Source organism: Parablautia muri (genome assembly GCF_009917485.1).
GTDB lineage: Bacteria > Bacillota > Clostridia > Lachnospirales > Lachnospiraceae > Suilimivivens > Suilimivivens muri.
In genome coordinates, this window is sequence record NZ_QZDT01000045.1 from 1 (window position 1) to 22,314 (window position 22,314).

Annotated in this window: 20 protein-coding genes, 2 pseudogenes and 1 other annotated feature; of the genes and pseudogenes, 19 read left to right on the top strand and 3 right to left on the bottom strand. The window is 41.6% G+C overall.

Going from position 1 to position 22,314, the window contains the following annotated elements; genetic code table 11:
• Positions 1-193 precede the first annotated feature (193 nt).
• The 11 genes and pseudogenes from D5281_RS27015 to D5281_RS27230 form a co-directional block, all read left to right on the top strand.
• Positions 194-415: a type II toxin-antitoxin system MqsA family antitoxin gene (locus D5281_RS27015; protein ID WP_334296626.1), complete on the top strand. Its 222-nt coding sequence runs from the start codon at positions 194-196 to the stop codon at positions 413-415.
• Between the two features lie 247 nt (positions 416-662).
• Positions 663-1,793: a hypothetical protein gene (locus D5281_RS18955; protein WP_160561645.1), complete on the top strand. Its 1,131-nt coding sequence runs from the start codon at positions 663-665 to the stop codon at positions 1,791-1,793.
• Between the two features lie 196 nt (positions 1,794-1,989).
• Positions 1,990-3,732, top strand: a complete 1,743-nt coding sequence (locus D5281_RS18960) for a hypothetical protein (RefSeq protein WP_160561646.1) — start codon at positions 1,990-1,992, stop codon at positions 3,730-3,732.
• 126 nt (positions 3,733-3,858) lie between these two features.
• Positions 3,859-3,999, top strand: a complete 141-nt coding sequence (locus tag D5281_RS18965; RefSeq protein ID WP_160561647.1) for a hypothetical protein — start codon at positions 3,859-3,861, stop codon at positions 3,997-3,999.
• Positions 4,000-4,207: 208 nt separating this feature from the next.
• Complete coding sequence (locus D5281_RS18970; protein ID WP_330585158.1) at positions 4,208-5,206, top strand: polysaccharide deacetylase family protein; 999 nt, start codon at positions 4,208-4,210, stop codon at positions 5,204-5,206.
• 329 nt (positions 5,207-5,535) lie between these two features.
• Positions 5,536-6,444: a TIGR01212 family radical SAM protein gene (locus D5281_RS18975; RefSeq protein WP_160561648.1), complete on the top strand. Its 909-nt coding sequence runs from the start codon at positions 5,536-5,538 to the stop codon at positions 6,442-6,444.
• A 60-nt stretch (positions 6,445-6,504) separates the two neighbouring features.
• Entirely contained in the window at positions 6,505-7,443 is a 939-nt protein-coding gene (locus D5281_RS18980; protein ID WP_330585159.1) for a tRNA dihydrouridine synthase, read from the top strand.
• Between the two features lie 279 nt (positions 7,444-7,722).
• Positions 7,723-8,082: a hypothetical protein gene (locus D5281_RS18985; RefSeq protein WP_160561649.1), complete on the top strand. Its 360-nt coding sequence runs from the start codon at positions 7,723-7,725 to the stop codon at positions 8,080-8,082.
• 499 nt (positions 8,083-8,581) lie between these two features.
• Positions 8,582-9,070: a MarR family transcriptional regulator gene (locus D5281_RS18990; protein ID WP_330585160.1), complete on the top strand. Its 489-nt coding sequence runs from the start codon at positions 8,582-8,584 to the stop codon at positions 9,068-9,070.
• Positions 9,048-9,647, top strand: coding sequence for a flavin reductase family protein (locus D5281_RS18995; protein ID WP_277935463.1), 600 nt, complete (start codon positions 9,048-9,050; stop codon positions 9,645-9,647). The genes D5281_RS18990 and D5281_RS18995 overlap by 23 nt, the downstream gene beginning before the upstream one ends.
• Positions 9,648-9,775: 128 nt before the next feature.
• Positions 9,776-10,168: pseudogene (locus D5281_RS27230) on the top strand (S66 peptidase family protein); the annotation flags it as partial.
• A 172-nt stretch (positions 10,169-10,340) separates the two neighbouring features.
• Here D5281_RS27230 and D5281_RS19005 read toward each other — a convergent pair.
• Together D5281_RS19005 and D5281_RS19010 are read right to left on the bottom strand one after the other, a co-directional pair.
• Positions 10,341-10,574 (bottom strand): hypothetical protein, encoded by a 234-nt coding sequence (locus D5281_RS19005; RefSeq protein WP_160561651.1) that lies wholly within the window; start codon positions 10,572-10,574, stop codon positions 10,341-10,343.
• A gap of 118 nt (positions 10,575-10,692) precedes the next feature.
• Positions 10,693-10,901 (bottom strand): annotated as a pseudogene (locus D5281_RS19010) (DUF6061 family protein).
• Between the two features lie 560 nt (positions 10,902-11,461).
• Between D5281_RS19010 and D5281_RS19015 the strand changes: the two are divergent.
• The 8 genes from D5281_RS19015 (at position 11,462) to thrS (ending at position 21,214) form a co-directional block, all read left to right on the top strand.
• Positions 11,462-11,815 carry an arsenate reductase family protein gene (locus tag D5281_RS19015; protein WP_160561652.1) on the top strand — a complete coding sequence of 118 codons (354 nt, stop codon included), beginning with the start codon at positions 11,462-11,464 and terminating at the stop codon, positions 11,813-11,815.
• Between the two features lie 143 nt (positions 11,816-11,958).
• Complete coding sequence (locus tag D5281_RS19020; protein ID WP_160561653.1) at positions 11,959-13,176, top strand: GTP-binding protein; 1,218 nt, start codon at positions 11,959-11,961, stop codon at positions 13,174-13,176.
• Between the two features lie 106 nt (positions 13,177-13,282).
• Entirely contained in the window at positions 13,283-14,212 is a 930-nt protein-coding gene (locus D5281_RS19025) for a TIGR03943 family putative permease subunit (protein WP_160561654.1), read from the top strand.
• A 22-nt stretch (positions 14,213-14,234) separates the two neighbouring features.
• The gene (locus tag D5281_RS19030) at positions 14,235-15,152 is read left to right on the top strand and encodes a putative ABC transporter permease (RefSeq protein WP_160561655.1); all 918 of its coding nucleotides are present in this window, start codon (positions 14,235-14,237) and stop codon (positions 15,150-15,152) included.
• Between the two features lie 4 nt (positions 15,153-15,156).
• Positions 15,157-16,941: a DUF6044 family protein gene (locus D5281_RS19035; protein ID WP_160561656.1), complete on the top strand. Its 1,785-nt coding sequence runs from the start codon at positions 15,157-15,159 to the stop codon at positions 16,939-16,941.
• A gap of 248 nt (positions 16,942-17,189) precedes the next feature.
• Positions 17,190-18,281, top strand: a complete 1,092-nt coding sequence (locus D5281_RS19040; protein ID WP_277935464.1) for a glycoside hydrolase family 2 protein — start codon at positions 17,190-17,192, stop codon at positions 18,279-18,281.
• Complete coding sequence (locus tag D5281_RS19045; protein ID WP_160561658.1) at positions 18,281-18,871, top strand: glycoside hydrolase family 2 TIM barrel-domain containing protein; 591 nt, start codon at positions 18,281-18,283, stop codon at positions 18,869-18,871. The genes D5281_RS19040 and D5281_RS19045 overlap by 1 nt, the downstream gene beginning before the upstream one ends.
• Before the next feature lie 84 nt (positions 18,872-18,955).
• Positions 18,956-19,174: a binding site (T-box leader), on the top strand.
• Positions 19,175-19,438: 264 nt separating this feature from the next.
• Complete coding sequence (gene thrS / locus D5281_RS19050; RefSeq protein WP_160561659.1) at positions 19,439-21,214, top strand: threonine--tRNA ligase; 1,776 nt, start codon at positions 19,439-19,441, stop codon at positions 21,212-21,214.
• Between the two features lie 297 nt (positions 21,215-21,511).
• On the opposite strand, the gene D5281_RS19055 is transcribed toward thrS, so the two are convergent.
• Entirely contained in the window at positions 21,512-22,072 is a 561-nt protein-coding gene (locus tag D5281_RS19055; RefSeq protein WP_160561660.1) for a GNAT family N-acetyltransferase, read from the bottom strand.
• Between the last annotated feature and the right edge of the window lie 242 nt (positions 22,073-22,314).

Sequence of the window (22,314 nt, forward strand, 5' to 3'; positions counted from 1 at the left end):
CTCGTTCAGTCAGAGTTATAAAACTGTCATCTAATGATAACTGTTGGCAATCATTTGTTTTAAACGACATGTAACATACCACCTTTCAAAAGCTACTTTTATTATAGCTCATGAAAGACCAAAAAGCTTGTATTGATTGTAAAATATTAAGTTTCAAGGAACAATTGGGGGCTTTTGACCCCAGTATCATGTCATTGATTGTAAATGTAAAACCACAGCTTCATCCCTGACAACTCATGTCGTAAATTATAAAAACTGTATTATTATCATCAAAAACGTACCTTGTGAGGAATGTGAACAATGCGGTGAGAAATATTATTCGGATGAGGTTGCAGGACATCTGGAATCTCTTGTAAATTCAGCGAAACAGCTTATGCAGGAAATTGCTGTCATTGATTATTCCAAGGCGGCATAAGTGTACGTAAGTGTTGAATCAAAGTTGAATCACACAGGGTAACGTACCTTTTACTTTCCTGATTTTATGCGTTTTTTTGAGAGGTAATATTGTTTGGGTCTCATCTCGCGCTTTTTTAAAAGAGGCGGAAAATTTTATATTTCCCAAATAAAATGATGCAACTTTGATGCAAAAATGATGCGGATTTGATGCATAGGGCGTGTAAGCTATAACTATAAGGCTGTACGAAAGAAAGGGGCATCATTTTATGTTTAGGGATGTAAAAGGCGAAACAGGAAAAAAGACAGGGAAAAGATTTATGATATCAATTTCCTGTCTTATTTTATTGTCTTTGGATTTATTTTTCCTGACATACGCTGCCGGACTGGGAATAGGAGGAGCGGGTGGAGAAAATGAGCGGCTGCCTTTTCGAAAAAGCCGCTTTTTGATGGGAAATGTAGAGGATGATGAGGATAATCGGGAAATGCTCAGGAAAGTGGGAGGCTACGACAATCCTATTGATGACTTCTATCTGTCTGCGCTTTGCTATGGAAGTGGAACAAATGAATATGATATGCTTAGCGCTTATGAAGCAGCATGGCGGGAACAGCTTTTGAATTATGTGAAAAGCTGTGGGATGGGGTATGAAAATACAGCTCATAAAAAAGCGGCGGAAGAATACATGAAAGCGGTTTTGGAGGCGATTGGGGCGCAAAAAAATTTGATGGAACATATGGGGGTGGAAAAGGAAAGGACTATTTGGTATAGTGTACAGATTTATCGACATGCCTTCGTAAAAGATATAAAGGGAAAATTTGTTGATTATGATGGGACAGTGATAGATTTAAATGGGGAAGGAGGAAGTCTAAGGGAAATACCGGGCCGGGTTTATGAGGTGTATGGGGAGTTTTCAAATGAGATAGACCAGAAATTTATAAAAGCTTTGTATGAGGAGAATGGTACAACAGAAGCTGGCGGGGCAAGAGAACTAACGATAAAGGATGATATAGCAACGGTTAAGAAGTCTCTGCGACAAGAGCAGGAGAGCTTTGATATCAATTGGTGCAATGAGCTTAGCCAGCTTACGATGGAATTTTATGGGGAATTGAATGAGGAAGGAAAGCAGCTTGTAGGAATTTGGCAGGAAAGCCGGGAGAATTGGAAAAGGGCGTCAAGTGAATATCTCCGGTGTATGATGGAAGAAGCGGACATAGAGGAAGGGGATATTTATTCTGAGGAAGAAGATATATTTGCTGAAATGCTGGAAAGGGATGGCTGGATTAACAGATTATATTTTTTGCAATTACAAAGTATGAAAAAGAACACCTATGCAACAGCTCAGCGCACCTGCTGCGCTGAGCGTACACGCGCCATGCAGCATGTCTGCATGTGCGCATAATGATACTTGCACCGTACTTTTCATGGGAATATAAGTCCAAGAAAACATGCAGGTGCAAGTATGTAAAGAACACCTATGCAATCGCTTTGAACATGAATGAAGATTTTTAGGGCAATATTTACAAAATAGTTTTTGAATATCATATGGCAAAACCATAATAAATTAATTGAATTGCCGTTAAGAGGAGTGAGGATAATTGGAAAGAATGTTAAAAAGCATTCTATATCATGTATTTATGATGGCAGGGATTGTGATTGTGCTGGTAGGGGGAGCAGCGCTTGCTTATAAGGCATCGGAACCTAAAGATCTTAAGGAATCAGAGGATGGCTATTATGAGATTTACACTGCTTACGATTATGAAAGGTTCTGGCAGAAGGTAACCCATAACATGCCTTTTGTATGCGGCAGACTGATGAGTGATATTTACTTAAATGATATGGAAAACTATGATAATTGGGAATGCCAGGTGCTTACAAGAAAAAACAGAGAGGTTCCATTATTCACCGGAGATTTTGACGGAAACGGTCATACTGTTTATGGATTATACAGCGAAAATGGTTACGGCATGGTGGAGGAGAATGCGGGAACGATTCATGATATTTCCATTAAAAAATCTCTGATTACAGGAGAAAAGGATTTAGGAGGAATCTGTTTATATAATTATGGAACAATCAGCGGCTGCGAATTTGGCGGAGAGCTCAAAAGTCTTACGGCAAAGACAGATGTTTACAGTCGGATGGCAGGCATTAGCACGGAAAATGAAGGTGTGATTGTGCGCTGCGGATACAAGGGAAGTATGAAAGCCTGTGTGCAGTCGGAGCACAGAACAAGAGCCGGAATCAGTATCACAAATAGGGGTGAAATTATTAGTTGCTACAATTTTACCTGGGAGGATACGGATAAAGAGGACAATTTCTATTACGCCATCACCAATCATGGGGAAAGATGTTGCTTGGTGAGGGAGGAGGTCAGATGGAAATCCTTTTATGATGGACAAATTATGTCTTTAGATGGGATGCAAGAGCTATACCTTAAGGCGTTTTTGGATAAAGATTTGTATACGATCTATTTTGGACTGCAGAATCCTCCGGCATGCTTTGTGCAGGTGGCCCAAATGGAGGATAGGCTTGCGAGAGTAAAATGGGAGTGGGAGGATTTGGAAGATGAGAAAAACTACGGTATGGTCAGGGTACCTGTCATAGACATCGAGAAGCTTTCAAATAAAAGCACAGAAGCCGGACCAGTGCAGAAAATGCTGCGGGAGCTTGGTATAGATGAAAAGCAGGACACTTTGAGAAAAGCTCTTTTGGATGAGAATGTATGTGACCTTATATGGAGTGTACTTGTATATGAAGGGATCAATTGGGATTGTGTGGTTTTAGAGGGAATAGCACAAGAGGAAAAAGGGAAAGAACCTGTGTATGGAGTTCGAATTTATAATAGATATTATCAAGAACAGCATATAAGGCTGGCCGGTTATGTGATAGAGGTTGATGGGGAAAAGAATTATGATACCATATGGGATTTTTGTACGGAGCTTTTGATGGAGGAAGACGCAGAAAGCTGGAGGCATGACACATGGCGGATATTTGATGGAGGGCTGGTACGGCAAGGCGATGGATATTTTATCCTATATCGAACCAAAAAAAGAGAAAGCGGCTTTTTTTATACGGCGGGAGGAATGCTCTATCAGGTCGAGATACAGGGAGAAACCAAAGAAGCAGACAGGCAGAGGAATCCTATACAAGTAAGCGATATAGAACAAAAAGAAAAAATGGGAAAAATTCTTGATATACTTACAGTGAAAAGGAGTATAAAAAATTTTGTTTTGAAGGGCGAATGGGAAGATTTGGAGTTCACAGATAATACACATATTTGTAATAAAATTTGGAGAGTTATGGTTGAAAAATTATGGGAAGATGTTGGGTATGTATATTAAGGAAAGAAATGAGAAAACATATAAAGTAACATCTTATTTTAGATATATTAGATAAAAAAACGATTTTCCATCAGTAAACTTGCGGATGATTGGAAATATGGGAAATTAGAAGGAAAGGGAGAAAAAATGCGTACGGAAATGTATATTGACAATGAGCATAGAACAGAAAAGAAACGTCTTATGAGGACAGGAGGAATTATATTGTGGGTGCTGATGATAGGAGTATCAATTTTCCTTGCTTCACAGTCACTTATAGTAGCGGGCTAGGGTGAAAAGAAGTTCGAAAGCTCACAGCAGAGGCTGTTTTGCCAAGAATTTCTAAGTTTCACCTGAAAAAATGTTAAAAACGCCTAAAAAGGCGGCATATTTCATTTTGATTTGAGATTCCGCAAAGCGGAATCATGGAGATTAGATTGAAAATCAACCCAAAAACAACCAAAGCTTCACATTTAAACAAACGAAATGGAGAGAACTTATGAGAAAAAAGCGAATAATTTTTATGCTGTTTACGGTAACGGTCAGCGTAATGCTTGCAAGCTGCAATCCTGCTGGGAATAAAAGGAGTGGTACCAAGGAGACACTGACTGAAGCGCTTAGCCAAGAGGAAGGACAATCGGTGATGGTACAAAGTTCATCAAGTGGGCAGCAGATGGAAACGCAGCGAGGAGAAATGCAGCAGGAAGAACAGGTGGCAGATGGAATAAAAGGAGTTTTATTTTCCGAAGCTGTGAAGGAAGGATTGGGAGATGCCGATGAAAAACTGTTTGAAAGTACAGCTGTACAGACAGTAGATATGACAACGGCAAACCACATGGTGGGAGATAGAGCATTACCTATTTATTGTGTGGATACACAGGAGAAAAAGGTTGGACTTTCTTTTGATGCCGCCTGGGGAAATTCCGACACAGAGCAGATTTTGGAAATATTGGAAAATCATGGTATACATGTGACCTTCTTTATGACGGGAGGATGGGTGGAAAGCTATCCGGAGGATGTGAAAGCGATTCTGGCAGCAGGGCATGACCTTGGAAATCACAGTGAGAACCATAAGAATATGAGTCAGCTCTCCAATGAGGAGAAACAGGAGGAAGTGATGCAGGTACATACTAAGGTCAAAGAACTGACCGGCTATGATATGTTTCTGTTCAGGCCGCCTTACGGAGATTACGATAATGCAGTCATTGAGGTAGTAAAGGACTGTGGGTATTATCCCATTCAGTGGGATGTGGATAGCTTGGATTGGCAGAACAAAGGTGTGGAAGATATTCTTAAGACGGTAACCAATCATAAAGACCTTGGAAATGGCAGCATCATTCTATGCCATAACGGCGCAGAATATACGGCTGAGGCATTAGATAGGCTGCTGAATGAATTGGAAACACAGGGATATGAAATTGTCCCAATTTCGGAACTGATTTACAAAGATCATTACCATATAAATGTACAAGGTCGACAAATTGCGGATGCGGCATAGCGTGACAGTTTAGCAGTCGGAACAATTATTTTAATACAATTTAAGTGGAAATTGACTTAAAAAATCTGCATTGTTAAAATGTGGATTTTTTCTTATCATAAACAGGATCGGGAAGTGTGACGGTGTCTGCTACAATAAGCCAGCCTGTGAAGTGTGGCGGTGTTTGTTACAATAAGCCAGTCTGTGGAAGCGTGACAGTGTTTGTTTTCAATAAACTGACTAGCGGAGAATTATAGCATTTGATATACTTATTATCAAATAAAACCTGACACATGAGATGCGCAACATGGCTTATGACATAAAATTAGGAAACAAAATAAAGCGACATTATGAAATACTATTCATTAAACAATTATTTACAGGATACTTTCGGAGAAAAGGTATATAAAATTGCATTAAACGGCGGTTTTACCTGTCCCAACCGAGACGGCACGTTAGATACAAGGGGATGTATCTTTTGTTCAGACGCCGGTTCCGGTGATTTCTCCGCAACGGCAGAGGAAGCAATTACTGTCCAGATTGAAAAGGGAAAAGAGCGGGTAAAGAAAAAAATAAAAAATGGGAAGTATATTGCTTATTTTCAGGCTTTTACCAACACCTATGCTCCGGTAGAAAGGCTTAGGGTACTCTATGAAGAAGCGATATCCCATCCGGATATTGTAGCTCTCTCCATTGCCACAAGGCCGGACTGTCTTTCCCAAGAAGTCATTGAGTTATTGGAAGAACTGAACCGGAGAAAGCCTGTGTGGGTAGAGCTTGGACTGCAGACAATGCATGAGAAAACTGCAAAGCATATTCGAAGGGGATATTCGCTATCTGTTTATGACGAGGCTGTAAGAAGGTTAAAAGAAATAGGAGTACAGGTGATTGTACATGTGATTTTAGGCCTTCCCGGAGAAACCAAAGAGGATATAAGGGAAACGGTATCCTATGTGGGAAAAAGCGGTGTGGATGGAATAAAATTACAATTACTATATGTCATAAAAGGGACAGATTTAGAGAAGGAATACAGGGAAGGAAAATGCAAGGTGATGAGCATGGAAGAGTATGTTAATCTGGTAGCAGACTGTATCGCCTTGCTGCCTGAGAGAATGGTTATTCACCGTATGACAGGGGACGGAGCTAAAACGAACCTGGTTGCGCCAAGATGGAGCATGGATAAAAAGAGGGTGTTGAATGCGTTACAGAAAGCGATACGAGAAAAGGAAAGAGAAGGCAAGTGTAAAGCTCTGGACTGAACGATTCCTATTTATGAACGAAATATCGCAAGTTAGGCTTGCGATATGCAGGGAGGTATAATGATGCAGTTTTATTTAGCGCCCATGGAGGAGGTTACAGGATATGTATATCGAAATGTGTATCATATGCTTTTTGATGATGTTGATAAATATTTCATGCCCTTTATTGCGCCCACGAAAAAAAGAGTATTAAAAACCAGAGACCGAAAGGAAACAGCACCGGAAAATAATCAGGGAGTCTATGCGGTACCTCAGATTTTGACCAATCATGCGGAGCAGTTTCTGGATACATGTGATAAGCTTTTAGAACTGGGGTACTACGAAATAAATCTGAATCTGGGGTGTCCTTCCGCTACGGTAGTGAGGAAAGCAAAAGGGAGTGGATTTCTTGCAGATACAGGAAGGCTGGATCGTTTTTTTGAAGTGATATTCCGGGACATGGATAAAGCGAAGGTTTCATTGAAGATTTCTGTCAAAACAAGGATAGGACTGGAATTTCCGGAGGAGTTTGAAGATATTTTGAAAATTTTTAACCGATATCCCATCAGCGAGGTGATCATACATCCGAGATTGCAGAAGGATTATTATAATAATACTCCTGATCTTAACGTATTTTCACACGCCCTTGCCCAGAGCGTCCATCCGCTCTGTTATAATGGAGATATATTTACAAAGAGACAGTATGATGATTTTATAGAAAAATTTCCAACCGTAGAGAGAATTATGCTGGGAAGGGGGATCGTGGCAAATCCCGGTCTTGTAAGGGAAGTGAAAACAGGGGAGCGGATTTCGAAAGAAGCCTTAAAGGAATATCATGATAAATTATATGCAGGTTACAGGGAGGCGCTTGGAAGTGAGAAGGATGCACTTTTTAAGATGAAGGAACTTTGGTTCTATCTCGGAAAAAGCTTTACAGGCGCAGAGAAATATTTGAAAAAGATACGGAAAGCAAATAGACCGGAAGAATATGCTTCGGCGGTGAATGGAGTATTTAAATAAATTCCTTTTCAAAATTGTGTGCCTATTGGGAAATGACTTATAAATATACATTGTAAATGGCAGATAAGGATTTTACATTCAAATATAAAAATCGGGGGTTGTGGGGAAGATTTCGTATGGAGATATCGGCTGAAAATGGGAAATGATTGCTATCGGTCACAGATCATCCAAGGGAGAAAAGGTTGAAAGAGTTGCATTCGTTCAACCGCAAATTTGTGCTTAAGCGCACAAATCCGCACGTTGAGAAAGGAGCATGGTTATAAAAATGATAGATGCAAAATGGATTTCTTTGGTAGCGGTTCAGCGCTTATTGATGAAAGTGAATGTTATAGACTAAGATACTCTGAAGCTGTTGCGGGTACCATGATCGGTCCGGATGATTTTGAGAAAAAGGTCATCGAATTTTCCAAGCAAAATCTGAAAGGCGATCATGAGGAGAAGAATAACCCAAAAGCGGAACAGATACAGACGGATAACGGATACCGTATGCGTTGGGAGTGTGAAGTTGACAGGGCAATTGCCAGCGGTGTGGCAGAAGCAGCGATACAACAGATAAAAAAGAGTACATCTCTGACCGTATCAAAGAATCCATTGATATATTCGGCAGTCAGCCCGAACGGTTTGGAACAATCCTCATGAGTGTAGTTGCAGTGTTACCGGATTTACCATAAATCCTACAACGCCTATATTGCGTATAAGGAACAAGTGGCTGAATGGGAGAAAACTTATGGAGAGGACAATTAAAAGCAGAATAAGGAAAGCGTGCTTGAACAGTGAAAGGATCCGCCAAAGAGAACCATAGATTACCAGCAACAAAGGACGCTTAAGGGTAAGAACCGAGGAGCGAGATAAACCTTCAACCTTTAACATGCATAATAATTACTTAATGATCAATATAAAAAAGGTGGTGTATTTGATATTAAAATACCTTGATAAAGCTGGAAACAATGGATGTTGAATGAGTTGATATATGTGTCGAGAGTGGGCGGTCTTAGGACTGCCCTTTATTAGAATTCGCACCTTGACAGAATAAGTTCTATATAGTACTATTAATATCATGAAAAGGAGACGTCCTTTTTAACGCTGTACAGCAAAACTGCCGCTTCTATCCTTGCGAAGCGGTGGAGCAAGGAAAGGTGTGATCAAACTGGAAACACGAACAGGTTTTTTGATTTCTCATATTAAACAGGTTCAAGGGAGAGTTTTTGAACGGCTTTTGCAGACATGTGGTGTCGATGAATTTAATGGACCACAAGGGCATATTCTTTATGTGTTATGGAAAAGTGAAGGCATTCCTATTGTGGAACTTGCACAAAAGACGGGATTGGCCAAAAATACACTTACTGTAATGCTTTGTAGAATGGAGGAAAATGGCTTAATCTGTCGGGAAGTTTCCGCTTCTGATCGACGTCAAAGCCTAATTAGCCTGACACCTAAAGCCCGTGCATTAGAGAAACGTTACAATCAAGTCTCTCAGCAAATGAATAGCTTGTTTTTTAAGGATTTTGAAAAGGTGGAAATCAAGGAATTAGAACAGTATCTTGACCGTATTGTTTCCAACTTGGAGCGAGCGGAACAAGCATTAAAAAAAGGAAAGGATGTACATGATGGCAAAGGTAAAAACTAAGATCGGTAATGATTACTGTCCGCAAGCGCTATTTCTTTATGGCACAAAACAGGAAGATGGACAGCCCCATTTTGGCCTTTTCTGTTGGTTTGGATATTATCATTCCTCAGAGGGACTCGGGGTAATGGCTTGTATAGGTGAGGAAAAACAGACCAAGGATTTGATACGCAAAAATGGTGTATTTTCCGCCAACCTCGTATCTGAACAGCTGCTGCCTTTGGCAGATTATTATGGTTGTACCTATGGCAGAACCACACCTAATAAGATGCAGTATCTGCCTACTGTAGAGCAGGGACAAGTGCTGGATGTGCCAACCATTGCAGAAAGCCCTGTTAGTTTTGAACTGGAAGTGAAAAAAGCAATCCCTATGGGAGATGGATCAGATATTTTTCTCTGTTTAATTCGTAATGTAACTCAGGATGAACAACTGCTGGATATGGAGGTTCCCTTTACAGAAAGATTGATGAAGGCCGCTCCGGTATTAGCTCCGGGCGAAGATACATATTCTTCCATTGATGGAAGGTATCTCGGAAAATGGGGAGAACCTATGAAAAATATGGCTAATATCAAAGAATAGCAGTATAATACAAACGCATTTTGGAAGAACAGACTACAAAGGTCTTGGAATGATTTAATCCCCCCGAACTGGGGGGATTAAAATTACCACTTACAGATTGAAGCCAAGAATGTTGCGAAGGAAGCCTTGTTGGCGGATATTTACTTAATTTTGTTTTGACGCTAGGAAACAGATTCTTTCCATATCAAACAGATAGGAATTATATATTATTTATTGAAGAACTTGATAAATTTCAATCCGTTCAAGATCTCAGCATGTTCTTAACTTGTATTGGACAAAGCCGGTTGATGGAACAAGTAACAGGTTTGTTGTTTGGACACTATTCAGATGATATTTCGCCACTGTTGTTTGAAATACTGGAACGGTTTGGTAAAAAATATAGGATTCTTGTGGCTTATTGTGACGATTTTGGTCATGGATCCAATCATACAATTTTTCCTATTGGTAGAGGGGCGGTTTTAGACATAAAAATAAAACACTATTATTTCAATAGAGTAAAAATTGATCTCCTGTTTCTATAATCTGTACCACTTCAATTAAACTGTGAAAAGACATCCACTTTAGTAACACCATCAACATGAATATAAACATCCATATATACAATTCCATTTTCTTCATATTCATGTTCAAAACAACTGACAATGTTATCCTGGTGCTTTTCTTTAAAATTATTTGCCCGAAGATATTCCATGCTCATCTTATATACGTAGGTATTCTCTCAAAGGGCCGTATAAAAGGCTCTTTAATGGTAATCATTGCATAGTCAGCCTCTACATTTTCAGAGTACTCTACACCGGGGGATTTTGTATCAAACCCTTCTGGCAAAATATAAGCTGCCACATATCCGTGCATTCCGAATTTGTTTTGTTGTTCCTGTGTATACTTTTTCTGCTTTCTCAAAAAACATATATTTGATCCTAAACTCATATATCTTATCTCCCTATAAATATTATCTTCCGGCCATTCAGACAAGATACATTCTTGCACATCATATGCAAAATGACAACCAACCAGCATGTGCTTTTTGACGATTTTATGTAACACATCATGTTGCGTGAGATTCTATACTCCCAAACATTGAATTATATTCAAGCAGCTCATCTATTGCGAGTGCATCTAACGCACATTGAGCGCCGGGAGTAGTCCGTAATCCATCTTCCGCTTTGTTACAGTCAATCCGTAGGATTATCCATCAAAGGTGGTTACATCAATGCTGTTGTGGTACATATTGTATTGTGCATATATGAATTTCATATCTTATATATCCTTTGTTAATTAAAATTTCGGAGAAATCAAGAAAGCACCTCAATCAGTTCTTCCTGCCTGATTTATATTGTGTTATAATCTGTTACAGGTTTTCCTTCCCTTATTTTTGCCCCTATGAGTGTTCGTAACAAAAACAATCCGTTGGATTGTTTGGGAAAAGGATATAATACAAGGGAAAGCCTAAGGGCAACTCACTTACTTTGAATTTAACATGTGCAAGGGTTTGAGGACTTTTTAAAGATAAGATATAACAGTCAATAAATGCTATTAATTATGTCTTATCAGAATTCCAGTTTATAGAACGCTTAAGTTGTTGCGGGCTTAAGTGATTTGCATAGAAATATGCTTTATAAAGGGAAATTTATGCACTGGGAACACTTTCCCGAAAAGGGAGAAAAATAAAAGAAAGGAAAAAAGAAGTCCGGCTTGCTTTTATGTATGGGATATACTAGTATAGGGGTAGAATTTGAGTCTCATTTTCAGTATTAGGAGATGGGGCGGATTCATAGAATAGGAACAGGCGGATAAGCTGGAAAGGAAGATGAGAAATGAAGCCGATAGTTTTGGTATACAGTAAATGCAGTACTTGTCAAAGGGCCATAAAATGGCTGAAAGAAAATAATATTGATTATGAGGAACGGCCAATCAGGGAGGAAAATCCCACAAAGGAGGAGCTCGAGAAGTGGTACCGGAAAAGTGGATTACCGTTAAAACGTTTTTTTAATACCAGTGGTACGCTTTATAAGGAGTTACAATTGAAGGATAAACTGGCAGATATGTCTGAAAAGGAACAGCTGCATTTGCTGGCATCAGATGGTATGCTGGTAAAGCGCCCTCTGCTTATTACGGAGGATTACGTGTGCCCTGGTTTTAAGGAGGTGGATTGGAAGGCCCATATTTGACTTCCCGAAATGAAGTTATTATAATGATACGATAGCGGTTAAAGTGATAGGTATGTCAACAGCCGCTGTCCGGAGCGTGTCAAAAAGGCTCTGGGAAAACTATGATTTGCAAAGTGGTTTCAGGATGGAAATGGAGGATTGAAATGACTAAAATTGATATTGTGTCCGGCTTTCTGGGCGCAGGAAAAACGACATTGATTAAAAAACTGTTGGCAGAAGCCCTTAGCGATACGAAAGTGGTTTTGATTGAAAATGAATTTGGAGAGATTGGGATTGACGGCGGCTTTTTGAAAGAAGCCGGTATTGAAATTAAGGAAATGAATTCAGGCTGTATCTGCTGTTCCTTAGTGGGCGATTTTGGCGCTTCGCTTAAGGAAGTCATGAAAATTTACGATCCGGAAAGAATCCTGATTGAGCCTTCAGGGGTAGGTAAGCTCTCAGACGTTATGAATGCGGTCCGGAATGTGATTGATACCGGCAAGGTTACACTAAACAGTGCCGTTGCCGTGGTTGATGCCTCCAAATGCAAAATGTATATGAAAAATTTTGGGGAATTTTTTATCAATCAAATTGCCCACGCAGGTACGATTATTTTAAGCAGGACAGGCAATATTTCTAAAGATAAGTTGGATAAATGCATAGAACTAATCAGGGAACACAATAAAAAGGCGACTATCGTCACAACCCCCTGGGATGATTTGGATGGAAAGGATATGCTGGCAACGATTGAAGGGGCTAAGGACTTAGAAGCAGAGCTGATGGCGGAGCTTAAAGTGAGCAGGGAAGATGAACAGGGCCACGAGCATCATCACCATCACGGAGAAGATGTGCATGAGCACCATCATCACGGGGAAAATGAGCATAGCCACCACCATCACAGTGAGGATGAGTACGGCCACCACCATCATAGTGAGGATGTGCATGAGCACCACCATCACGATGAAGGTGACCACGATGGGGAGAGCTGTGGGCATCATCATGACCATGACGAAGCTTGTCACGGACATCACCATGACCATGGACGTGACCACGGGCCGGATTGCACTTGCGGTTGCCATGACCATGACCACGGACACCATCATGCGGACGAGGTTTTTACAAGCTGGGGGATGGAAACGCCATCATCCTACAGCAAGGCGGAGATTGAACGTATTTTGGAAGAACTTGAAAACGAAGGAGAGTATGGCTTTGTGCTGCGGGCAAAGGGTATGGTGCCAGGGGAGGCAGGCGGCTGGGTATACTTTGATTATGTGCCCGGCGAGAGCAATATCCGTGATGGTAAGCCGGATGTGACAGGGAAGTTCTGCTTGATTGGTTCGAAGCTGAAAGAGGACAGACTGAAATCACTATTTGCAAAATAAACTACGAAATATGCAGACATAGCAGGAATTTGTGCCAATATCCAAATCAGCGTTTGCTGGCAGGTATGGAGGATTTGCGGATTGTTGGCGAGAATGGGGGATTATTATGAAACCGGTTTATATCATCAATGGCTTTTTGGAGAGTGGGAAAACAGAATTTATCTGTTATACGCTGGAACAGCCTTATTTTCAGATAAGAGGAAAGACCCTTTTGATTGTCTGTGAGGAGGGGGAAATAGAGTACGAAGAAGACCTTTTGAAAAAGAGCCGTACGAATATGGTGATGGTTGAGGCGGAAGATGATTTTAACACATCTCACTTATTAGAGCTGGAAAAAAAGTATAAGCCTGAACGCATCATCATTGAATATAATGGGATGTGGAATTTTAAGAATATGAAGCTGCCCTTTCACTGGCGGGTGGAACAGCAGATCACAACCATTGACGCATCTACTTTCCCCATGTATTTTACCAATATGAAATCTCTTTTAGCGGAAATGCTGCGTCAGTCGGAGCTGATTATCTTTAACCGCTGTGATGATGTGGAGGACTTAAGTGTTTATAAGAGGAATGTAAAAGCAATCAATCAAAAGGCGGAGATTGTCTTTGAGGATTCCGAAGGGGAGGTGAACCAGATTTTTGAGGACGACCTTCCGTATAGTCTGGATGCGTCCGTTATTGAGCTGGATAATGAGGGCTATGGAATCTGGTATTTGGACAGCTTGGATAATTTGGAACGATATATCGATAAGACTGTGCAGTTTACGGCTATGGTGCTGAAGCCGGCGGAATTTCCCAGAGGATATTTTGTGCCCGGCCGTATGGCAATGACCTGCTGTGCGGAGGATATGGCGTTTTTGGGTTTTGCCTGTGCGTATGACAAAGCGGATCAACTCAGCGATAAACAGTGGGTGAAGGTGACGGCTAAGGTGGCGCAGGAATATTTTGCAGATTATGGCGGCGAGGGACCAGTACTTAAGGCTGTTAATGTGGAATATACGAAGGCGCCCAAAGAGGAAATTATTAATTTTATGTAAAAATACGGGAGAGGAAGGGAAAATGCACCAATATTCAGTGATACAATGGCTGTTTTTCTTTTATTTCTATTGTTTTTTTGGCTGGATTTTCGAATCTACTTACGTTGCGATAAAGAACAGACGGTTTGTAAACCGTGGTTTTATGAGAGGGCCTTTTTTGCCCATTTATGGGAGCGGGGCTATTATGATGCTGGTGGTTTCCATGCCCTTTCAGGAAAATATATTTCTGACCTATGTGGCGGGGTGCCTTGGCGCCACCGCATTAGAGTTAGTTACAGGAATGACAATGGAGGCTCTTTTTAAGGTGCGGTATTGGGATTATTCCAATCAGCGCTTTAACTATAAGGGCCATATTTGTCTCTCGTCCACAATTGCATGGGGGTTTTTGACCATACTTATGACGGAATTTGTGCATAAGGGCGTTGAAAAAGTGGTATTTGCCATTCCGGCGGCAGTGGTCACGGTGGTTACGATTATTGTAACGGAATATATTGTGGTTGACTTTACACTTTCCTTCAAGGCTGCAATGGATTTGAGGGATATACTGATTGGGCTTGAAAAGGCAAAAGAGGAGATGGAGCGTATCCAGAAACGCCTGGACGTTATTATTGCGGTTGTTAATGATGATCGTGCGGTCCGCAAGCAGGAGAGAAGTGACCGTGTTGACGAGCTGATGGACAGCATTGAAGAAAAATTTGGCGCCCTTAAGGAACGGGTCAAATTAAATCCAACAGAATTTGTGGAAGAAGTCAGGGAAGAAATTACGGAACTGCGCAGCAGGTATTCGGTGGAAAAAGAGCACAGGCTGCAGTTTAGAAAGCTTAAGGGATATTATCAAAGATCACAGCTTAAGGGAAATCCCACCATGTATTCTAAGCATTTTGGGGAGGCTTTAGAGGAATTAAAGCGTACGGTGAATGAAAAAAAGAGGAAGAAATGAATTTATGAAAAAGCTAATTCAAAACTGGTATCTGATGGTGGTGGCGGGAATCTTTCTTTTGGCGGCCCTGATACTCTTTGGCGTTGGGGAAAGCAGTATTATTTCGATACACGATAACTTGGATTTGTTTCTTGCCCAGTTTCAGATGCTAAAAAATACAAATTCATTTTTTGCCCATGGTGTGAAGGCACCTTTTTTGGGAGGGATAAGCAGGGACAATCTTCCCTCTGAATTTTCCCTTTATTCCATGCTGTTTTTTCTTATGCCCTCTTATCAGGCGTATGCGGCGGGGTATTTGATAAAAATTGTGATCGGACTTGGCTCATCTTTGCTTCTGGCCAGGGAGTTTTGTGGGGATGGCTATCAAAAGTACCGTCCTCTTGCCTGGATGGCAGGGCTGGCCTACGGAATTTTAAATGTATTTCCGGCTTTTGGCATTCCCTTTGCCTCTATTCCGCTTATTGTTTATCTGGTGCGGAAACTTTACAGAAAGCCTTCCTTTAAATGGTATGTGGCAGTATTTTTTTATCCGCTTCTTTCTTATTTTTCCTATTTCGGACTTTTTATTCTTGCATATTTGGCAGTTGCATTTTTGTGGTTGTGGGTGAAAGACAAAAAATGCCCACTGCGTATCTTGATTGGAATTGTGGCGCTTGCCGCCGGATATATTGTCTTTGAATACAGGCTTTTTGGAGTCATGCTTTTTGGGAGGGAGGAAACGATCCGCGTTACCATGGAGGCAGGCAGCTTTGGAGCCGGAGAGATTTTAAAGACGATGGCGGAAGGCTTTACAAAAGGCATGTTTCATGCGGAAAGTATGCACACTTATCTGGTGATGCCGGTATGCCTTTTTTATTTTTTGTACCTGAATATATCTTATATAAAAAATAAAAATCCCAGGGGGATTTTTCACGAACCCTTTAATCTGCTTATGCTGGCGCTTGTGTTTAACAGCTTTGTTTACGGCATTTATTACTGTGAGCCTTTCAGAAAGGTGGTGGAGACGCTCTGTCCGTCTCTTACGGGATGGCAGTTTAACAGGACTGTTTTTTTCAACCCTTTTGTCTGGTATGCCGCTTTTTTTCTGGCGCTTAGCAGACTTTATGACAAGGAAGAAAAAAGCGCTGTTTTTTTTGTGGTTTTTAAAAAGATTCATGTTGGAGAAGGAATGCTGTGGCGGTATTTTGCGAACGTTTTGGCGGTGATGGCTGTTTTGCTTATTCTTTTTTCAGGCACCAGATATAATGATTTGTATCATACCGCCAGGGCCAAGGCTTATGAGATTTTGAAGGGAAAAGCATCCAATGATTTAAGCTATGGGGAATTTTATTCCACTAAGCTTTTTGAACTGGCAAAGGAAGACATCGGGTATGAGGGAGAGTGGTCGGCAGCCTACGGGTTTCATCCGGCAGTGCTGGAATATAATGGGATAGCTACGCTGGACGGTTATCTGGGATTTTATGGACAGGCATATAAGGAAGATTTTCGAAAGGTGATTGCGCCTGCACTTGAAAGAGTGCCCGAATCCAGGGAATATTTTGACACCTGGGGGGCCAGAGCGTACCTTTATTCCGGAACGGAGCTTTCCATTGTGGCGGCGGTACGGGACTATCAGGTAGCGGACCATGAGATTTATATCAATGAGGATGCGTTTAAGGCCCTTGGAGGAGTATATATTTTTTCCAGAATTGAGCTTTCCAATGGGGAAGATGTGGGACTTGCGTTGGTGGGAACTTATGAGGAGGAGAGTTCTCCTTATGTGTTGTATGTTTATTCTTGCGAACAATGAGCGCAACGGATGTAAAGCTATGGCTTTTTTGTCCGGTTATACTGCTACAAAAAGCGGCATGGGGACAGGGGGAGTGTAAAGTTTTGGTAGAGTTACCAGACCGGGGATTGGCGGCAGGAATGGAGAATCATAAATAAGAGAAGGAGGAAAGTAAAATGGATGCGGTGAAACCGAAAATTTATATGTCGGATATTCATCTGGAGGATTATACGTAGCAGTATGAGGGAAAACAGGCCGATGTGAAAACTATGGTATTTGACGGAGGAAGAAGGCGGGAGCTTTTAAACGGGGAGTGGCAGTATGCGGTGGACCAGTATGATACCTGTTTAAGACAGCAGTGGTTCAAAGAAAAATGCTATGACGAAAATGGATATACACTTCCTCTTGATTATTCCTTTGACCAGTGGCCGACTATGCGGCTGCCGGCCTGCTGGAATATGGTGGAGAGAGAATACCTTATTTATGATGGCAGCATGGTTTTTACCAGAAAATTTTCTTACGGAAAGGGTGAGGAAGAAAAGGTGGTGCTAAAGATTGGAGCCGCCAATTATCTTTGCCGTGTTTTTCTAAATGGCGCGTACATGGGAATGCACCGGGGAGGCTCCACTCCTTTCTTTTTGGATATTACAGAGGCGCTAAAAGAGGAAAACCGCATCATCCTTGTAGTGGACAGCACCAGAAGGGCGGAGCAGATACCAACGGAAAATACGGACTGGTTTAACTATGGGGGTGTATATCGGGATATTGAGCTGATTCGTCTTCCGGGAATTTATATCAAAGATTTCCGGATTGCGCTGGTTGCAGATGGTACCTTTGGGAAAATTCAGGTAAAGGTAAGATTGTCAGAACCCGTAACAACAACGGCTAAAGTGACGCTTAAGGAGTTGGGAATTGAACAGGAAGTTGCGGTTACGGAAGGAACCGGTGAAGCTGTTATTCCGGCAAAGCCCAATCTTTGGTCACCGGAAAATCCCAGGTTATACCAGGTAAGCGTAAGCTGCCTGAAAGATCAGGTAAGCGACAAAGTAGGATTCCGGGAAATAAGGGAAAAAGACGGAGAAATTATCTTAAACGGAAAGCCCATCTTTTTAAAGGGAATCAGCTGTCATGAGGAAAGTGTGGAAAATGGCAGGGCGCTAACGGATGAGGAGCGGATAGAAAATATTTTGTTGGCAAAGGAGCTGGGATGCAATTTTATGCGCATTGCCCATTATCCACATCATGAAAGAATGGCGAAGCTGGCGGATGAATATGGTATTCTTCTTTGGGAGGAAATTCCGGTTTATTGGGCGATTCGCTTTGAGCGGGAGGCTACCTATGAAGATGGCAGAATCAGTTGATGGAGCTGATGACCCGTGACTTTAACCGTGCCAGTGTGATTATATGGTCTGTGGGGAATGAAAACGCAGATACCGATGAACGGCTTAAATTCATGGGCGGATTGGCGGATTGCGCCCACAGGGAGGACGAAACCCGTCTTGTGTCGGCAGCATGTCTGGTGGACAGCGAAAAGAATGAGATTGCAGACCGGTTGATTGAGCATCTTGATTTGATTGGCATCAATGAATATTGTGGATGGTATACACCGGATTTTGAAAAGCTGCCCCAGCTGATGGCAAACAGCAATCCCAAGAAGCCGGTTATTATAACGGAATTTGGCGCAGATGCCCTGCCCGGACATCATGGCACTATAACGGATAAAGGTTCGGAGGAATGCCAGGTCTACGTTTATGAACGCCAAATCGAGACCCTTAGAAAAATTGATTATATCAAGGGAATGACACCGTGGATTCTTTACGATTTCCGCTGCCCCAGAAGAACCCATTACCTCCAGAAATATTACAACAGGAAGGGAGTGTGTTCGGCGGACAAGACGTACCGGAAACCGGCTTTTGAGGTTTTGCAGAAGTTTTATCTTGAGGAAAAGTAACACTTACATTCTTTACAGTAAAAATACAATTTTTCAGCGATTGACAAAGCAAAAAAAATTTGGTAAAGTGCAAATAGCAATATAAGAAAAGCGATGACGGAAACAGTAGTTTATTCGGAATCAGACAGAGAGAGTGGCGTTTGGTGAAAGCCATTTATGAGAAAGATAGACGAAAACCATTCCTGAGCCGTAATGCTGAAAATAAATTTGTGTAAGCATTACCGTATGCCTGCGTTAAGGGATAGGATTTGTTGGAATCTGAAGTGAAAAGTTAAGGTGGAACCGTGCAGATGCACCCTTAAGACTATTGTCGGTAGTCTTATGGGTGCTTTTTGTATCATGAGGCCAGGCTGCGAAGTGTGCTGACCTGTTTATAATAAGCCAGCTGGCGAAGTACGACAGCGTTTGTTATATGGTTGCAGCTAAGACCGTGCGGCTTGCTTAATCCTAATCGGTATACCCGGCTCAATTTACCCGAGCCGCGCTTAGTATATCTGGGCTGTGCTCAGTACACCTGTGTTATATTTCAATTATTGAAAAGCATATAAAAAGAAAGGGGCAGCTAACATGAAAACTTTATTAAAAAACGGAGAAACCAGAGAAGTAAGTTTTGAAGAACAAGAGGGGAAAAAGGCGTTTTGGCATACCAGTGCGCATATATTAGCGCAGGCGGTAAAAAATTTATATCCGGATACAAAATGTGCGATAGGTCCGGCAATTGAAAATGGATTTTATTACGATTTTGAATTTTCCTTTCCCTTTTCAGAGGAATATCTGCCTGTAATTGAAGCGGAGATGAAGAAAATTGTAAAAAAATCTTTTTCCCTGCAGGTTTATGAAATGGACAGAGAAAAGGCTTATTCGTATATGGAAGAACGGGGAGAGAGCTATAAGCTGGAATTGATACGGGACTTACCGGCAGACGAAGAAATCAGCTTTTATAAACAAGGGGAATATGCCGAGCTTTGTGCAGGGCCGCACATTGCGAACACATGTCAGATCAAGGCGTTTAAGCTTTTGTCTGTTGCAGGAGCGTACTGGAGAGGTGATGAGAAGGGAAAGATGTTGACGCGTATTTATGGCATTTCTTTTCCAAAAGAAGTTTTGCTAGAAGAATATCTGCATATGATGGAGGAGGCAAGGCTGAGGGACCACAGAAAACTTGGAAAAGAGCTTGGGATATTTATGCTAAGGGAGGAAGGGGCAGGGTTTCCGTTTTTTCTGCCTAAAGGGATGGTACTTAAAAATCTTTTGCTGGATGATTGGCGGGATTTGCATGTTAAAGAAGGCTATCAGGAAATTTCCACACCGATTATGTTAGATAAGCGCTTATGGGAGACTTCCGGCCATTGGGAGCATTATAGAGAAAATATGTACACAACGGTGGTGGATGAGAATGAATATGCCATTAAGCCTATGAGCTGTCCGGGGGGTATGCTGGTGTATAAGTCGGAGCCCCATTCCTACCGGGATTTGCCGCTTCGCTTAGCGGAGCTTGGCCTGGTTCACCGGAAAGAGAAATCGGGGCAACTCCACGGGCTGATGCGTGTGCGGGCATTTACGCAGGATGATGCGCACATTTTTATGACCCAGGAACAGATCATAGATGAAATTCAAAATGTGGTTAGAATGATTGACAAGGTTTATACAAAGTTTGGCTTTGTATACCATATTGAATTGTCCACAAAGCCGGAAAACAGTATAGGGAGCGAGGCTGACTGGGAGCTGGCAACAAGTGCCCTTATGAATGCGATGGACAGCCTGAAAATTCCTTACTCCATAAATGAAGGGGATGGCGCGTTTTATGGCCCTAAGCTGGATTTTCATTTGAAGGATTCTATTGGCCGTACCTGGCAGTGCGGAACAATACAGTTAGACTTTCAGCTGCCCCAGCGGTTTGAAGCAGAGTATATGGGGGCGGACGGGGAAAAACACAGACCGATTATGATACACCGTGTAATATTAGGATCTATTGAGCGCTTTATTGGAATATTGATTGAACATTACGCAGGGAAATTTCCGGTATGGCTCTCTCCGGTGCAGGTCAAGGTGCTGCCTGTTTCCGATAAATATATGTCCTATGCCGATAAAGTAGTGGAGACATTAAAGGCGGCAGGAATCCGTGTGGAAATGGACGCAAGAAATGAGAAATTGGGTTATAAAATTCGGGAAGCACAATTAGATAAGGTGCCTTACATGATGATTGTAGGGGAAAAGGAACAGATAAACCGGACGGTATCAATCAGAGCGCGTGATGAAGCGCGTGATAAGCAGGATATGGGGGAAATGCCGTTAGATGAGCTGGTGGAATTGATACTTTCTTTGAACAAAGAAAAGTCATAAATGTGTTTCCTGTTCTAAAGGATAATTTTAGGACACACGACAATCCAGCTTGAAAGCGTGGTAATTTTTCCGGCGGATTGCCATGGATTAGCAATCCGCCTTTTATAAAATATTTAGGAAAATATTAGTGTAATATAGGGATTTCACATGGTACAAAGGAATCCTCCATTCTTGCTGGTACCCCGCAAATTGTATGTGTACAAGGTATAGATTGAAAAATAAAAATTTTTCAATCAACAAATTTGTGCTGCGCCCAAATTTGTGGGCTATTGACAGCATGGAGGTTAGTATGCGCAATCACAAATGAATCGAATCCTCTGCTTCTGCCAATAAGCTGCATTCTAACTGGCAATCGAAGGGTTCTTTTTCCACATGTTCTTGGTGGTATATTTTAGCCTCAACACAGCCCATTGCTTTATAAAAGGCCTGGCTCTCTACGGCTGAGTGGGCGGAGATATACAGTTTTTTAGCTCCTTTTTTCCTGGCCCAGTCTTTGGCGGCAAGAAAAAGCGCTTTGCCGATTCCCTTATTTCGCATATCTTCAGATGTATGAATGCTTGATAAATCAAGATACCGCTGCTGTCCGCCAAAGATTTCCGGCTCTACCGAAACAAAGCCTTTTAACTGGTTGTCATAAAAAGCGGCATAGACAAATCCGCCGGTAAGAACAGTGTTTTTCAGGCAGGAAACCAACACCTTATAATCCTGTGCTGTCCAGTCATCTACAAAGGGCGCGTCCTTTATAATCCATTGGCCGTTTTCTCGGCGCCAGCATTTGGTGACGGTCTGATGACGGATAAAATGCTGAAATAGTTCCGGGCAAATTTCGTCCGCACATAAGGTTTTGTATTGAATCATGTGTCGTTACCTCCATGTCTTCTTTAAAATAACGCAAACCTGTAAAGAGAATATCATTAAAAGATTATATTGACAAGGGGGTTTGTATATGATCGGATTTTGCGGTATAATTGACTAACCATAACAACAAACGCCGCTACGCTTGGCGATCAGGCTTATTGTGATCAAAAATCCTGCGGCAGACCGACAGGATATCCAACCTATTACTTGCTTTAAAAAAGACTTTTGAGGGCGGAACATCT